Raw genomic sequence first — 14,602 nt, 5'->3', positions numbered from 1 at the left:
TAAAAGAACGTATGGAAAGGCCGCGGGAGACGAGGTGTGACTCCTCTCCCGCGTTTTTTGGCGTTACTGTTGTTAACGGCGTATGCCTATTGGCCTCATAGGTCTGGAACGAAAACCGCTACGACTTCGGGGACCCGCTTGAAATCCTGTTCGGGAGAAGTTTCGGGACGGTGCTTGGAATGCACGAGGGACGATACGACCGGACGACCGAGGAGGCGTGAAGCTGGGCCGTGTTCCGGAAACGGAATGCGAAGTACGAAACGCTGAAGACGGCGCCTGTCGGAATCGTTGTCCATAGGCACTTGGAGAGATCGTTGCTCGTCTTGCGTTGACTTGAGTCACTGCACGATATCGATTGTATGCTGCAGAGGCTGGAGCAGCGCGAGGCGTATTGACGAGCGCGGCAGACGTGTCACGTGGGCTCGTATACCCCGAAGGCGATATCGATCGCGTGCGTTGCCGCCACGCCGGGTTCGAGGCAACAGCGGCCCTGGTGTTTTGGGTATGCGTTGCAGCTCGATATCGGTTGTACACAGGAGGATTTGTGACAGGTCGATGGACTGTATTCGTTGCGGTAACGGGCGGAGCATACGGACGCGGAGAGGCCGCTGCTCGATATATATTGGAGCTCGTGTTGCCGTAGTAGCCGGGAGGCGGGAACGGTGGCCTGTTCGGCCGCAGAAATCCGGTCCAGTATCCATTATAGAATCCGTTTGAATACCAATATGGAGCATAGGGAGAATAGACAAACGGCGAGGAATAGAATGGTCTGTTGTAAAAATATGGATTGGACCATCCGATATAGCCGTGTCCAGGACGGCCCGGGTCCCAGAGTGTTTGGTAATAATTCGTCCAGACAGCCCGGCTGTAATTGGCGTAAAGTATTTGCGCAGCCGACCATGGTTGTGCTGTGGCTGAAATCGCTGTGAAAATGGTAAGCAGAGACACAACGAGGGACAATAAAATACGGCGCATGATACACCCCCGCGTAGTATGCCCAGCATGCCGATTGCGGTATCAGAGGGATGAAAACGGACAATGCCGGACCGTGGAATTCAATATATATAATAATACAGAGTACGGCTTGGGACAAGAACTCTTGAGAGAAACAGACGCAGTGATTGCGGTCTGGGAGATGGAAAGAGAACCGGTCGCGGGAGCGACGCGGGAGGAACTGGGATAATCGAGGAGAAGGAGCGTCATATGAGTATGTCGCTCCTTCTCCCGTCGTGAAATCGTTACCTGCTAATCATTCTCTGGATCCAGTTTGACTTTGTCCCAGAGAGCATCGAGTTCAGCAAGCGTCATGTCGGCAATATCTTTCCCGTCACGTTTGGCCAGTACTTCGAGTTTGGCAAATCGGTCGAGGAATTTTTTATTCGCATGATCAAGGCATGTGTTGGCTTTAACCCCTAAGCGTCGGCCGTATTCCGTGAGCGTAAAGAGATAGTCGCCGAATTCCTCTTGAATAGCTTGGAGGTTGCCGGATTCCTGCGCTTTGGCAAGTTCTTCCCACTCTGCATCGAGAGCGTTTTTGACATCGGTATCGTTTTCCCATGTGAAGCCAACACGGGCGGCTTTCGAATGGATGCGGTAGGCTTTGAGCAGAGGGGGCAGCCCCGAAGGAAGGCTATCGAAAATGCTGGTGCCTTCTTTTTTCTCCATGCGCTTGATACGCTCCCAGTTGCGCATGAGTTCTTCCCTATTCGCGATTTCAAGATCATCGAAAACATGGGGGTGGCGGCGGATCATTTTTGCTGACTCTGCATCAATGGATTGTGCCAGAGTGAATTTGCCGTCACGTTGATAGAGTTTTGTCACGAAGAGCAGAAGAAACAATACATCGCCGACTTCTTCGAGCGCAGCGGCATCGTCTTCGCTACGAATGGCGTCGACAAGTTCGAAGGACTCTTCGATTATATAATCGCAGAGACTTTTGGGGGTTTGTGCTTTATCCCAGGGACAACCTTCCGGGCTGAGCAAGGTATCAAGCACTTGCGAGAGGTGTTCGAGGGCGTGGGCGTCTTTTGCACTCATTTTGTGTTCCTTATTGCAAAAAATAGAGCTCGAGTCAGGAAAAGAAGAGCGTCGTAAGCATCGCGTAGAATTATGGGGTTTGCGCAGCTTCAGACTTCGGAAGCAGTGAATGAAGGTGATCGAGCATATTCTGTGGGATAGCCTGTTGAATAAGTTGTGTTATCGGTTGTTGAAACGACAACAGTCGCGACGATGTCAACAACGGGTTGTCGGGAAGAAGGGTTGTGACCAGTATAAACAATACCGAGGTGAGGATTGCTCCTTTGATGAGTCCAGCCAGAGCACCGAGCACGGAATCAGCCATGTGGAAAATGGACAGATGGATGACTCTGGAAATAGCCGCTGTAATGATAAGCGCGACAAGTAAAATTCCCAGAAATGCCAGAGCGTATGAAATGACGCCTGTATACGTGGTCATTCCCGAGCCGGCCGAGTCCAGTGCTTTCGAAGTGTACGGAATGAGCAAGTGGTAAATGGAATTGGCACCATAGAAGCCGGCGAGAAGCGATACAATCATGGCTGCTTCACTGACTAATCCTCGTAGAAAACCTCGAATGGCAAAAAAAAGCCAAATAACGATGACAACAATGTCAGTTACAGACATGATGTTCCATCCTCGTAATGAAGTACGCGCCCAAAGAGAGCGTTACTTGCCCTATCAAAGTGTCTCAGAAATGAAAAGCGGACCGAGCCTGGAAGGCGTGGGCAGTATGCTTGCTGGACGAGGATGTTACGATTCCAATGCCCCCTCATGATCCAAAAGATATTTTTTTAAATTAATACCGCCACCGAAGCCGACAAGATCATCATTGGCTCCAACGACGCGATGGCATGGGTAGACTAAAGGAAATGGATTGGTCGCCATAGCACGCCCAACAGCGCGTGCACCTTTGGGTTTTCCACACATGGAAGCCAGTTCGCCATAGGTCACGGTTGTACCGGGTTTGACTTTACAGAGTTGCTTGAGTGCTTTCGTCTGAAAAGGAGGAACAATGCTGAAGTCAAAAGGAAGATCGGGCCATTGATCAAGTTTTCCTTCTACATAGGCGATCAAGGCTTTGCGAAGGGCGTACGCTTCGGCTGTTGAATATTTTTCCGGTGGCAAATCGTCGTAGTGCAACTCGATATGAACGATTTTGTCTTTATGCCACTCGATGGTCAATCCAAGCGGTGCAGCCGTTATGGTTTCGCTATCTCTCATACATCCCTCCCTGTCCGATGACTTCAAAGACATCTTAAAACTGATTATACAAAGGGCGAAGAACGCCCTGACCAATACCTGACCTCGTAACTATACGTTTTTTTTTGTTTATGGGGCGTTTGTTTAGAGGCCCTGCATCCCATTGTGAATTGTTTCCCCTGTTAAAGCAGGCGAAAACGTATTTCGTCAAGGAGGCCCTGTTTCTGACGAGCCCATTCAGGAGCCACGAGTTCTCCCGGGGCCGGATCGCCAGTAAGGCGATGCACGACAATATGAGCTGGAAGAAGACAAAGAGCCTTGACAAGCATATCAATATACGCTTCACGAGTTAACGGTGTATAGAGACCATGGTGATACCAGGTCGCAATACGAGTATCTTGTGCGACATAGAGATTGTGAAACTTTATACCGGCAATAGGTTGAGCTGCCGCAAAGCGAACAGTCTCAAGGAAATCCGCATCGGTTTCTCCGGGCAAACCGGCCATGACATGAGCGCAGACGAGAAGGCCGTTGTCGGCCAAAAGGCGACAGGCTTGCGCGAAGCACGCCGCGCTATGGCCACGTCCGATACGCTCCAGCGTGGCGTTGTTTGAAGACTGGAGACCGAGGTCAACCCAGAATTCCTCGACCGGTGCATTGGCAAGCAACGCGGCCTTGTCCGGATCAATGCAGTCGGGGCGTGTACCGAGACAGATTCCGACCAGTCCGGGAAGCGGCACGATTTCGTCAAGGAGGGCTTGTATACGTTCGAGCGGACCATAGGTGTTCGTGTAGGATTGAAGGTATCCAAGAAAAAGGTCTGTTTTGTATTTTTTGCCGAGCCGTTCTTTCCAGTGGGACCATTGCACAGCAAGGGGTTCTCCCGTATGGTACAGCCCGGTGCCCGAGCCTTTGGGGTTGCAAAACGCGCAGCCGTGTCGTGAAATGGTTCCGTCTCGATTGGGGCATGTCATGCCGGCATCGAGTGGAATCTTTTGAACTCGCTTTCCGAATCGTTGCCTGAGGTAGGCTGACAGGCTTAAGTAGGGAAGTTCATGCATGTGGGGCTATTGGGGATTGGCGGTGCATATTGACCCGAAGCCGTTTTTGACGGAGTTCGGGGAAAAACATTGACAAGTGGGCTCGAATCGAACATCACGCCGACTGAACACGCCTTCAGGCACGTCATGGCGTTTTGGGAACGCGCAACCGGTTGCGGTTATTATCGGTCCCGAAAGAAGGGGAGTCAAGCGAGGAACTATGAAAAAAGCACTGGATTTCGCCCTGGGCGTATTTTCCAACGACCTGGCGATCGATCTGGGGACGGCAAACACCTGTGTTTACGTCAAGGGCAAAGGTATTGTGCTGAACGAACCGTCGGTTGTTGCCGTAAAAAAAGATTCGCGAGGCGTGAACAAAGTTTTGTCCGTTGGTGCCGAAGCCAAAAAAATGCTCGGTCGGACACCGGGCAATATTGTCGCTATTCGGCCCATGAAGGACGGGGTTATCGCCGACTTCGAAGTGACGGAAGCCATGCTGCGTCATTTTATTTCCAAGGTGCACAACTCGCGGCGGTTGGTACGTCCGCGCATCATCATTTGTGTGCCCACTGGAATTACGCAGGTGGAAAAGAGGGCGGTGAAAGAATCGGCGCAAAGTGCCGGTGCACGCGAAGTCTATTTGATCGAAGAGCCCATGGCCGCGGCTATCGGTGCGAATCTTCCCATTACCGAGCCGACTTCCAACATGGTTGTCGATATCGGTGGGGGCACGACCGAAGTTGCCGTTATTTCTTTGTCCGGCATTGTGTATTCGAAATCGGTGCGCGTGGGCGGTGACAAGATGGACGAAGCCATCATGCAATACGTTAAGCGCAAATATAATATGCTTATTGGTGAATCGACAGCTGAACAAATCAAAATTCAGATTGCATCGGCTCACCCCTCCACGAGTACAGGAGAGATGGAGGTCAAAGGCCGTGACCTTGTCACGGGCATTCCGCAGAATATTGTCATTACTTCCGAGGAAGTACAAAAAGCCATTGCCGAACAGGTGGAAAGCATTGTCCAGGCTGTTCGTATTGCCTTGGAGCAGACGCCGCCAGAGTTGGCAGCCGATATTGTCGACCGGGGTATTGTTTTGACAGGTGGGGGCGCGTTGCTGCGCGGGCTTGATCAACTTCTGCGAGAGGAGACCTCGCTGCCCATCACTGTGGTCGACGATCCGTTGTCCACCGTAGTTCTTGGTTCGGGCAAGGCTCTGGACAATCTCCACGTGCTCAAGGAGGTCACGATAGATTAAGCCCACTCCCCAAAAGATCACTTTCGGCCTGCTACTCCTACTGTTTTTGTATCTGGGCCTGTTTACCTGGAATATCCGTACCGGTTATGTTGATGCCTTGTCCAGCTACACCGGTCTCGAGTTTGTACGGTGGGTGCTTTCCCCCGGCAAGTGGGTATCTGAACGGGTCGGCGGGTTCTGGGATCGTTACGTCTATTTTGTCGGCGTGCGAGAAGAGAACGAACAGCTCAAGGAGCGGCTTGGTGCGGCCGAAGCCGAGCTGGCTGAGCTGCGTGAACAGCGCGCTGAAGTCAAGCGATTGCGGGCTCTCCTCGACATGGTTCCGCCTATTGGGCGGCGCATGGAGGGGGCTCGAATACTTGCGCATCGGCTTGGTCCCAATGCTGCTTTGGAAACTATCTTACTCGACAAAGGGCTTCATCACGGTCTTTCCATCAATGTTCCGGTGGTAAGCCCTGATGGTGTTGTTGGTCGCATTCTTCGCATCAGCCCGAATGCATCCACAGTGCTTTTGGTGACAGATCCGAATAGCCGTATTCCGGTTGTCGGGCAGACATCTCGTGCTCAAGGGATTCTTATCGGCCGTGGGCCGCATGAAGAAATGAGTGTTGAATATGTCTCGCAACAGGCAGAAATTCAACCGGGGGAACTCCTGGTGACTTCGGGCGTGGAAGCTTTTTTTCCCAAAGGATTGCCCGTTGCGCGTGTCACTCGTGTTGAGCCCACCGGCTCAAGACTGTTTCAAAACGTCCATGCAGCCCCGCTGTTTCAAAAAGATGGACTGGAAGAGGTTGGCCTCTTGATTCCATTTGATGAAGAAGTGGAAATTGAAGCCGGCACTGGAATGGCCGCCCGTATCCCCAAACTCGACAAGAACGAATCTCGCCTTGAAGACGATGCAAAGAAACATTCGGGTGGAGATAAATAATGTGGCAGATTGTATGGTGGATAGGGTTTACAATTGGGGCTGTCTGGCTACAAACGTTGCTCCCCGGAGTAGACTTTTTTGCTGCGGGGTTTATTTTGAGTCTGCAGGAAGAAAAGCCTACGGTTTCCATCTGGCTTGCATTGGCATGGTTGTTCGTTCAAGAAGGATCGGGCAGTCTGGCCTTTGGAACAGGGATTTTATGGTACGGCTTTTTGGCGGCCGTCTTTTATCTGGGACATTGGTTTTTTGAAGCGAAAAATTTTATTTTTATGATTATCCTCGGGGTGTGCCTCGGGATGATGCATTTCGTTTTGACCCATACGATGGCTGTTTTACAGGATTGGCTGATCGTATCCGACAGAATTGTGGTTGAAAGTCTGTTGCAGGCTACCCTCTTCCCGATGGAATGGGGGCTTGTCTATGTTTTATATCACCACGTGCCACGCCATGAATACCAAATTTGATTCGGATGCTTCACACGCACCACGACATGGCTTGATACTTCTTCAAGTCCTTATTTTCGGGTTGTTTTGCCTTTTTACCGTGCGCTTTTGGTATCTGCAGGTCCATAAGGGTGAGTATTTTGCTGAGCAAGCTCGGGAAAATCAATTACGCCAGGCCTCTATCCCTTCAGCGCGTGGTGTTATTTGGGATCGCAATGGGAAACAACTCGCTGTCAATGAACCATCCTTTGCGTTAGGGCTCATTCGAGAAGACTGTGAAGATGTCGACGCGACGTTGGATAAAGTCTCCGAATGGACCAATGTCCCTATCGAACAATTGCAGGAAGCATACAAACGAGGGAAAAAACGCGTTAAATCGTTTGAACCGTTAATCCTCGCTACGGATTTGACTTTTGAGGTTTTGGCGAAAATTGAGGCCAATGCCGTTTTTTATCCCGGACTCAAAATCGTCGTTCGTCACAAGCGATTTTATCCGTATGGTGAACTTGTCTCGCATGTCCTTGGTTATGTTGCCGAAGCCAACGAAGAAGAGCTCGAAAAAGACGATGGTTTGGCGCTGGGTGATTCCGTCGGGAAGCAGGGCCTGGAATATGTTCTCGAACAAACGCTTCGAGGCAAGAAAGGTCTGAAGCAAATTGAAGTCGACGCATTGGGGCGTGAACACAATCAGCAAGTATTGCTTGATCCGCACGCTGGCAACAACATCAAGCTGACCATTGATCTCGACCTGCAAGCCCACGTTGCCAAACAACTTGAAGGGCAAGCCGGAACCATCGTTGTCATGGAACCGTTTTCCGGTCAGATCCTCGCTCTGGTGAGTCAGCCGAGCTATGATAACAATTTATTCGTCCTGGGCGTGCCCCATTCTATCTGGAAAGAACTCCGCGACGATCCACGACATCCTATTCAGAACAGAACGACGCAAAGTGTGTATCCTCCAGGGTCGGTTTTTAAGCTTTTTATGACGGCCTGCGGCCTCTCCAAGGGGTTTCTTAAGTATTCCGATACGGCCTATTGCTCCGGTGGATATCGACTTGGCCAACGTGTTTTTCACTGCTGGAAGCACAGTGGCCACGGAACAATTGATCTCAAACAGGCATTAGTCAGTTCGTGCGACGTATATTTTTATCAGCTCGGTGAACGAATGGGAATTGACCGTATCCACCAGTGTGCTACGGAATTTGGGTTTGGATCGAAAACCGGCATTGATTTGCCGCATGAGCGCGCCGGCCTTGTGCCGAGCAGAGAATGGAAGCGCAAACGACGTGGAGAAGCCTGGACCAAAGGGGAGACTCTCAACGTCTCCATTGGTCAGGGCCAGGTTCTTGCCTCGCCTATGCAAATTGCGCGGTTTATCTCCTCCCTTGTCAATGGGGGGAAACTCATGAAACCCTCTTTGGTGGCCACGGATCCGCCTGTTGTCCAAAGTGAGATACCATTGTCGGACCAGGATAGAGAATTTATTCTCAATGCCATGGTGGAAACGGTTAACCGAGGAACGGCTCGAAGTTTGAAACGGTCTGATGCCCGTATTGGCGGCAAAACCGGGACGGCACAAGTCGTTAAACTGCTTAATGCGTCAAGACGACGAAAGACGCATGAAATGCCGTATCAATACCGTGACCATGCCTGGTTGGCTTCATTTGGCCAGAGAGATGGTAAGTCCTATGTTGTCGTTTGCATGGTCGAGCATGGCGGGCATGGAGGCAGCACGGGTGGGCCGATGGTGCGCGCCGTTTATGAAAAGCTTTTTCCACCGGAGAGCGGTAAGAAAAAAGTGGCTGCCGCCTCGCCGTAAAGACCAATCAGTAGACGCTGGAATGAACCGCAATATATCCTACTATGTCCCCGTTGCATCGGTTTCAGCCAGCAAATCGGAACACTCCAACCTGACGGACCGGTTTCATGTCTCCCATTGACAGACGATTACTTCTTCATCTCAACTGGCCCCTGCTCGGTTTTACCTTCCTGCTTTTCGGGCTTGGGGTACTGAACCTGTATTCAGCAAGTGGATATCGTATGGGCGATGAAGTGTCGCTTATGCCATATTATCACAAGCAGTTCATTTGGGGACTCGTTGGTATGGGGTGCCTTGTGGCCTTCATGCTGTTTGATTATCGGTATCTTGCCCATATTGCCTGGCCACTGATGTTTGCCACAGTGGTTCTTCTTGCGTTGGTTCTTGTCGTTGGGAAGACGGTATATGGAGCCCAACGCTGGTTGACCTTTGGGGGGTTCAATTTCCAACCAAGCGAACTTGCAAAGTTTTCCGTGCTCATATTGGGAGCGCTCCTTTTATCCAAAAAGCAGACTCGACTCGGATGGCTTGGTTTGTTCCAAGTGTTACTTGTCGGATTGGTTCCGGCCGGCCTCATCGTTGTTGAACCCGATTTGGGGAGCGGTCTCAACGTGTTGTTGCTTCTTGGAGGATTAATTCTCTATCAAGGACTGACCGGCGGTGTTCTGAAAACGTTATTGATTGCGTTACCGCTGACGGTTCCAATGGGCTGGTTTTTTCTCAAGCCGTACCAGAAACAACGTATTTTGACGTTGATCGATCCGAGTAAAGACCCACTTGGGACAGGGTATCACATCATACAATCCCGCATTGCTATTGGTTCTGGGCAACTGTGGGGAAAAGGGTTTCTTGAAGGGACACAAAGTCAGTTGCGTTTTTTGCCGGAAAAACATACCGATTTTGCCGTAGCCGTATTTGCCGAGGAATGGGGGTTTGTAGGCTCCATTGCATTAGTTGCGCTTTTTTGTGTCTTCCTCTACTTGATATTCGTCACGGCACGAGGAGCAAAAGACCGCTTCGGGAGTTTTCTTGCTGCCGGTGTCTTTTTTTACTTCTTTTGGCAAATACTGATCAATATGGGGATGGTCGTCGGCATTATGCCGGTTGTCGGCATCCCGCTGCCTTTTGTCAGTTATGGTGGATCGGCCACCATTGTAAATTTTTGTCTGATCGGCCTGGTGCTCAATGTCTCCATGCGCCGGTTCATGTTCAAAAAATGATGAAATACCAGCCTCGCGTCCAAGCAATTCAACAAAAATCGCGCCGGTAGCGACGCGTTGCAGCTATTATGGGTTTATTCGGGAAAAGGAGCGCTACTGTGGCCAGAGACGAAATCAATGCCTTTCTCGGGGCCGGGACGACCTATCAGGGGCGTCTTGACTTCGAAGGGTCGGTCCGGATCGATGGCAATTTTCAGGGAGAAGTCGAATCTTCGGGAACCCTTGTTGTTGGGAAAGACGCTACGATCATCGGTCAAGTCAAGGTGGGACAACTCGTATTGAGCGGTCGGCTTGAAGGGGATGTCACGGCACAAAAGAAGGTAACCATGCACAAGACCGCCGTGTTTTACGGCAATCTTGTGACCCCTGCGCTGGTCGTTGAAGATGGAGCTGTGCTTGAAGGAAAAGTGACAATGGACTTCACATCACAGGCTTCTTTGCCGGCTGAAGTCGAAGATTGAAAGAAAGCGTGAAAAAGGTAACAAGCACCGCCAGACAAGGCTTTAGGGCTCTTCGGAGCCCTTTTTCATGCCGAAAAAGGCTTTACACAAGTGTTGAAATCGGCTAATGGCGGACCGACTTTGAAAAAAAATTCACAACCTCAACGGGGGCCGCGATGATTGATTTAGACAGCACTTTTTTTATTCAACTCGTCAACTTCGTCGTCATCCTGATCGCACTCAATGTTGTGCTGATCAGGCCGATCCGATCCGTCCTGGAAAAACGCCGTGAATACATGGCGTCCCAGGCTGATGCCATTCAGGCATTTACGGACACAGCTGACAGTAAATTGAAAAATTATGAAGAGACGCTCGCCACGGCTCGCAAAGGCGCTACTGACATCCGGAACGCGCTTCGTGACGAAGGTGCCGCTGTTGAGAAAGACATTATGGAAAAAGCCGGCGCCGAAGTTTCTGCCAAATTGGCGGAAGCCCGGTCCGAAATTGGGGCCCAGGCCGCGAAGGCCATGGACGATCTGAAGGTCAAGGTAGACGTTATGGCCGGCAAAGCGGTCGAGAAGGTTCTCGGTCAGGCCGGTTAACGTGATGGGGTCACGACAGGGAAAGGAGGGAACATTTTGAAGCGCGTGATGAAAGTCGCCGGGGCAACAACGCTCCTGCTTGCGGTCAGCGCCGTGGCGTTCGCATCCGAGCATGGTGGCGAACACGGTCTTAACTGGATGGATTTCATCTACAGGCTGATCAACTTCGGGTTGGTTGCCGGAGTCATCATCTGGTTGGCTGGCGGAAAGATGAAACAGTTTTTCAAGGGCCGCAGCATCCAGATCGAAAATGAACTGGCAGATCTCGATACCCGTAAGGTCGACGCTGAAAAACGCCTGAAAGAAATCGAAGCCAGCATCTCCAACCTGGAAGAAGAAAAACAGAGCATCCTTGCCGATTACAAGGCTCAAGGCGAAAAGCTCAAGGCTGCCATTATCGAAGCCGCCGAGCAGGCCGCCGTGCAGATCAAGGAGCAGGCCTCCCGTACCGCCGAGAATGAAATGAAGCAGGCGGTTGTTGAAATGCGCGCCGAGCTGGCCGACCTTGTGACGGCCGCTGCCGAGAAATCGATCAAGGATAAGCTGTCGGAGAAGGACCACGAAAAGTTAGTGGATGAATACTTAGCAAAGGTGGTGCTCAATTGACCGAGAACATCATAGCCCGCAGGTACGCCAAGGCGCTTTTCTCCTTGGGGGCCAAAATTGACGGAGAGCCGAAAGGAAAGGCTCGCGGCAAGAAAAAGGCACCTGAAGAGCCGCCTCGCGAGAAGTTTGGCACTGACCTGAATACTCTGGCCGAGACGCTTGAAGCGTCGCCCGAGTTGCTCAGAGTCATGGCCAACCCCATCTTCTCTGCGGAGGAAAAGAGAGCGGTGCTTGGCAAGGTGATGGAAAAGCTGTCGCCGCACCCGATGATTGTTAATTTCGTCGGATTGCTCGCTGACAAAGGTCGTCTCGTCTATCTTCCGGAAATCGCCGCCTACTACGGCGTGCTCCTCGACGCGGATAAAGGAATTGTTCGTGGCGAATTGGTGACGGCGCTGGCGCTTTCCAAGGCCAAACAGACGGCCATCAAGAAAAAACTCGAAAAGCAGCTTGCCAAAACGCTGATGCTCGATTTCGACGTGAACGAGGATATCCTCGGTGGCGTTGTGCTCAAAGTCGGTGACAAAGTTTTGGATGCGAGCCTTCGCGCACAGCTGCAAATGCTGAAAGAAAAAATAAAGAGGGGTGAGTAGGGCCATGCAAATCAAAGCGGAAGAGATTAGCCAAATCATTGAATCGCAGATCCAGAACTACGAGTCTCGGGTCGAAATGAGCGAGACCGGCACCGTTCTGTCGGTGGGTGACCAGATCGCCCGCGTTCATGGCGTTGAAAACGCCATGGCCATGGAGCTCCTGGAGTTCCCCGGTGGCGTTAAAGGCCTCGTTCTGAACTTGGAAGAAGACAACGTTGGTGTGGCCCTTCTCGGCGAAGACACCCACATTAAAGAAGGCGACACCGTTAAACGTACCGGACAGATCTTCTCGGTGCCTGCTGGTGAAGCTGTTGCCGGCCGCGTCTTGAACGCTCTGGGTGAGCCCATCGACGGAAAGGGACCTGTCGACACCGATATTTCCCGTGTCGTTGAAATCAAGGCCCCCGGTATCATCGCCCGTAAGTCGGTTCACGAACCCATGATGACTGGCCTCAAAGCCGTCGACGCCATGACCCCGATCGGTCGTGGACAGCGCGAACTCATCATCGGTGACCGTCAGGTTGGGAAAACAGCTGTTTGCCTTGACGCCATTCTTGCTCAGCGCGACACGGACGTCTACTGCTTCTACGTCGCCATCGGTCAGAAGAAATCCACGGTTGCCCTGGTTGCCGACACGCTCGAAAAGCACGGCGCCATGAAGTACACCACCATTATTTCGGCCACCGCTTCTGAACCGGCTTCGCTCCAGTTCATCGCTGCCTACGTTGGTTGCACCATGGCGGAATACTACCGCGATTCGGGCAAACACGCTCTGATCATTTACGATGACCTTTCCAAGCAGGCTGTCTCCTATCGCCAGATGTCTCTGCTTCTTCGCCGCCCCCCAGGACGTGAAGCTTTCCCCGGCGACGTTTTCTACCTCCACTCGCGCTTGCTCGAACGCTCTGCGAAAGTGAACGATAGCCTCGGTGCTGGTTCCTTGACGGCTCTGCCCATCATTGAAACCCAGGCCGGTGACGTTTCCGCCTACATTCCGACGAACGTTATCTCCATTACAGACGGCCAGGTTTACCTCGAACCTAACCTGTTCAACGCTGGTATCCGTCCCGCCATTAACGTCGGTCTGTCGGTCTCCCGCGTCGGTGGTGCTGCCCAGACCAAAGCTATGAAGCAGGTTGCCGGTACCATGCGTCTTGACCTCGCTCAGTACCGCGAATTGGCCGCTTTTGCTCAGTTCGGCTCCGACCTCGACAAAGCCACCCAGGCCAAACTCAATCGTGGTATGCGCATGGTTGAACTGCTCAAGCAGCCCCAGTACCAGCCGTTCTCCATGGAAGAGCAAGTTGCTTCTCTGTTTGCCGGTACTCGCGGCTTCATGGACGACGTTCCTGTTGACGCTATCCGTAAGTTCGAAAGCGAAATGCTCGACTTCCTGCGGAATTCCAAGCCTGAAATTCTGAACGGCATCAAGGAAAAGAAAGCGCTGGACGACGATCTCACATCCAAGTTGACGGCCGCCATTGAGGAATTCAAAAAAGGCTTTCAGGCGTAAGGCTAGGAGGATAACCGATGCCTTCGTTAAAGGACGTACAAGTCAAGATCTCCGCGGTCAAGAAGACGAAGCAGATCACCAAGGCCATGAACATGGTCGCTTCGGCAAAGCTTCGTAATGCGCAGGCCCGGATCGAACGCTTTCGGCCCTATGCCGACAAATTTTACGACATGCTCGCAGATTTGTCGCAGGGCGCCGATTCTTCGGTTCACCCGCTTCTTGAGAAACGCGAAGAAATCAAAACGGTTCTGATCGTTTTGGTGACTTCCGACCGTGGACTGTGTGGCAGTTTCAACGCTTCGCTCGTGAACAGGGCTCAAAAAATGGCTCTGAAATACGAGGCTGAAGGCAAAGCCGTCAAATTCATCACCGTCGGTAAAAGAGGACGCGATGTCATTCGCCGTGCCGAGCGCGAAATCGTCAATGCATATGTTGACGAAATGAACTCCTTTGATTTCACCCTGGGCGCCAAGCTCGGAGCTGAAGTCATCGACGGCTACATCTCGGGAATGTACGATCAAATCGATCTGGTTTACGGCGAATTTGTGAGCCTCGCCAGGCAGGAATCGGTCAATTTGACCCTCCTGCCCATGTCGGCCGCTTCTGAAGCTGCCGAAGGCGAAGAAACTGAAGCCGCCTCGACCACGAAGATGGAGTACATCTACGAGCCTTCGGTTGAAGGCCTGCTGGCCGAACTCTTGCCCCGTTTCGTTAATGTTCAGATCTACCGCGGTTTGCTCGATACGTCTGCCAGCGAACATGCTGCCCGCATGCGCTCCATGGACAATGCGACCAAGAACTGCGACGAGATGGTCGGTTCCCTGACGCTTGTTTACAACAAGGCTCGTCAGGCCGCCATCACCACTGAGCTGATGGACATTGTCGGCGGTAGCGAGGCACTCAAAGGTTAATCAAGGGAG

At 51.9% G+C, this 14,602-nt stretch carries 16 protein-coding genes; 11 read left to right on the top strand and 5 right to left on the bottom strand.

What is annotated here, in order from left to right:
- Nucleotides 1-72 precede the first annotated feature (72 nt).
- From G451_RS34060 to mnmL, 5 genes are all read right to left on the bottom strand, one after another.
- Nucleotides 73-975, bottom strand: coding sequence for a hypothetical protein (locus G451_RS34060; protein WP_156921543.1), 903 nt, complete (start codon nt 973-975; stop codon nt 73-75).
- A gap of 270 nt (nt 976-1,245) precedes the next feature.
- Nucleotides 1,246-2,037 carry a nucleoside triphosphate pyrophosphohydrolase gene (gene mazG, locus G451_RS0106910; RefSeq protein ID WP_027183668.1) on the bottom strand — a complete coding sequence of 264 codons (792 nt, stop codon included), beginning with the start codon at nt 2,035-2,037 and terminating at the stop codon, nt 1,246-1,248.
- A 70-nt stretch (nt 2,038-2,107) separates the two neighbouring features.
- The gene (locus G451_RS0106905; protein ID WP_027183667.1) at nt 2,108-2,641 is read right to left on the bottom strand and encodes a CvpA family protein; all 534 of its coding nucleotides are present in this window, start codon (nt 2,639-2,641) and stop codon (nt 2,108-2,110) included.
- A gap of 126 nt (nt 2,642-2,767) precedes the next feature.
- The gene (locus G451_RS0106900) at nt 2,768-3,238 is read right to left on the bottom strand and encodes a methylated-DNA--[protein]-cysteine S-methyltransferase (protein WP_027183666.1); all 471 of its coding nucleotides are present in this window, start codon (nt 3,236-3,238) and stop codon (nt 2,768-2,770) included.
- A 161-nt stretch (nt 3,239-3,399) separates the two neighbouring features.
- On the bottom strand, nt 3,400-4,278 hold the full coding sequence (mnmL, locus tag G451_RS28115) for a tRNA modification radical SAM protein MnmL/YtqA (protein ID WP_034641267.1): 879 nt from the start codon (nt 4,276-4,278) through the stop codon (nt 3,400-3,402).
- A gap of 199 nt (nt 4,279-4,477) precedes the next feature.
- Between mnmL and G451_RS0106890 the strand changes: the two genes are divergently transcribed.
- The 11 genes from G451_RS0106890 to G451_RS0106840 all read left to right on the top strand — a co-directional run bounded on the left by G451_RS0106890 (nt 4,478) and on the right by G451_RS0106840 (nt 14,593).
- Nucleotides 4,478-5,518, top strand: a complete 1,041-nt coding sequence (locus G451_RS0106890) for a rod shape-determining protein (RefSeq protein ID WP_027183665.1) — start codon at nt 4,478-4,480, stop codon at nt 5,516-5,518.
- 97 nt (nt 5,519-5,615) lie between these two features.
- Nucleotides 5,616-6,446 carry a rod shape-determining protein MreC gene (mreC, locus tag G451_RS0106885; RefSeq protein WP_245587783.1) on the top strand — a complete coding sequence of 277 codons (831 nt, stop codon included), beginning with the start codon at nt 5,616-5,618 and terminating at the stop codon, nt 6,444-6,446.
- Nucleotides 6,446-6,910: a hypothetical protein gene (locus tag G451_RS0106880; protein WP_027183663.1), complete on the top strand. Its 465-nt coding sequence runs from the start codon at nt 6,446-6,448 to the stop codon at nt 6,908-6,910. The genes mreC and G451_RS0106880 overlap by 1 nt, the downstream gene beginning before the upstream one ends.
- On the top strand, nt 6,894-8,708 hold the full coding sequence (mrdA, locus tag G451_RS28110; RefSeq protein ID WP_034641264.1) for a penicillin-binding protein 2: 1,815 nt from the start codon (nt 6,894-6,896) through the stop codon (nt 8,706-8,708). Before G451_RS0106880 ends, mrdA begins: the two co-directional genes overlap by 17 nt.
- A gap of 107 nt (nt 8,709-8,815) precedes the next feature.
- A complete protein-coding gene (gene rodA, locus G451_RS0106870) occupies nt 8,816-9,928 on the top strand; it encodes a rod shape-determining protein RodA (protein WP_027183662.1) in 1,113 nt (370 codons plus the stop codon).
- Nucleotides 9,929-10,026: 98 nt separating this feature from the next.
- Nucleotides 10,027-10,389, top strand: coding sequence for a bactofilin family protein (locus G451_RS0106865; protein ID WP_027183661.1), 363 nt, complete (start codon nt 10,027-10,029; stop codon nt 10,387-10,389).
- Nucleotides 10,390-10,544: 155 nt separating this feature from the next.
- On the top strand, nt 10,545-10,970 hold the full coding sequence (locus G451_RS0106860; RefSeq protein ID WP_027183660.1) for a F0F1 ATP synthase subunit B: 426 nt from the start codon (nt 10,545-10,547) through the stop codon (nt 10,968-10,970).
- Nucleotides 10,971-11,018: 48 nt separating this feature from the next.
- Complete coding sequence (locus G451_RS0106855) at nt 11,019-11,576, top strand: F0F1 ATP synthase subunit B (RefSeq protein WP_156921547.1); 558 nt, start codon at nt 11,019-11,021, stop codon at nt 11,574-11,576.
- Complete coding sequence (gene atpH, locus G451_RS0106850; protein WP_027183658.1) at nt 11,573-12,169, top strand: ATP synthase F1 subunit delta; 597 nt, start codon at nt 11,573-11,575, stop codon at nt 12,167-12,169. The genes G451_RS0106855 and atpH overlap by 4 nt, the downstream gene beginning before the upstream one ends.
- 4 nt (nt 12,170-12,173) lie before the next feature.
- Entirely contained in the window at nt 12,174-13,682 is a 1,509-nt protein-coding gene (gene atpA, locus G451_RS0106845; RefSeq protein WP_027183657.1) for a F0F1 ATP synthase subunit alpha, read from the top strand.
- Between the two features lie 17 nt (nt 13,683-13,699).
- On the top strand, nt 13,700-14,593 hold the full coding sequence (locus G451_RS0106840) for a F0F1 ATP synthase subunit gamma (RefSeq protein WP_027183656.1): 894 nt from the start codon (nt 13,700-13,702) through the stop codon (nt 14,591-14,593).
- Nucleotides 14,594-14,602 lie beyond the last annotated feature (9 nt).

The sequence above is a fragment of the Desulfovibrio inopinatus DSM 10711 genome, from assembly GCF_000429305.1.
Taxonomy (GTDB): domain Bacteria; phylum Desulfobacterota; class Desulfovibrionia; order Desulfovibrionales; family Desulfovibrionaceae; genus Alteridesulfovibrio; species Alteridesulfovibrio inopinatus.
The sequence above is the reverse complement of the archived record's forward strand: the minus strand, read 5'-3'. Positions and strand labels throughout refer to the sequence as shown.

Coding starts and splice junctions, on each gene's coding strand:
- G451_RS34060 (WP_156921543.1), bottom strand. CDS start 975: ATGCGCCGTATTTTATTGTCCCTCGTTGTGTCTCTGCTTACCATTTTC.
- mazG (WP_027183668.1), bottom strand. CDS start 2,037: ATGAGTGCAAAAGACGCCCACGCCCTCGAACACCTCTCGCAAGTGCTT.
- G451_RS0106905 (WP_027183667.1), bottom strand. CDS start 2,641: ATGTCTGTAACTGACATTGTTGTCATCGTTATTTGGCTTTTTTTTGCC.
- G451_RS0106900 (WP_027183666.1), bottom strand. CDS start 3,238: ATGAGAGATAGCGAAACCATAACGGCTGCACCGCTTGGATTGACCATC.
- mnmL (WP_034641267.1), bottom strand. CDS start 4,278: ATGCATGAACTTCCCTACTTAAGCCTGTCAGCCTACCTCAGGCAACGA.
- G451_RS0106890 (WP_027183665.1), top strand. CDS start 4,478: ATGAAAAAAGCACTGGATTTCGCCCTGGGCGTATTTTCCAACGACCTG.
- G451_RS0106880 (WP_027183663.1), top strand. CDS start 6,446: ATGTGGCAGATTGTATGGTGGATAGGGTTTACAATTGGGGCTGTCTGG.
- mrdA (WP_034641264.1), top strand. CDS start 6,894: ATGAATACCAAATTTGATTCGGATGCTTCACACGCACCACGACATGGC.
- rodA (WP_027183662.1), top strand. CDS start 8,816: ATGTCTCCCATTGACAGACGATTACTTCTTCATCTCAACTGGCCCCTG.
- G451_RS0106860 (WP_027183660.1), top strand. CDS start 10,545: ATGATTGATTTAGACAGCACTTTTTTTATTCAACTCGTCAACTTCGTC.
- G451_RS0106855 (WP_156921547.1), top strand. CDS start 11,019: ATGAAAGTCGCCGGGGCAACAACGCTCCTGCTTGCGGTCAGCGCCGTG.
- atpA (WP_027183657.1), top strand. CDS start 12,174: ATGCAAATCAAAGCGGAAGAGATTAGCCAAATCATTGAATCGCAGATC.
- G451_RS0106840 (WP_027183656.1), top strand. CDS start 13,700: ATGCCTTCGTTAAAGGACGTACAAGTCAAGATCTCCGCGGTCAAGAAG.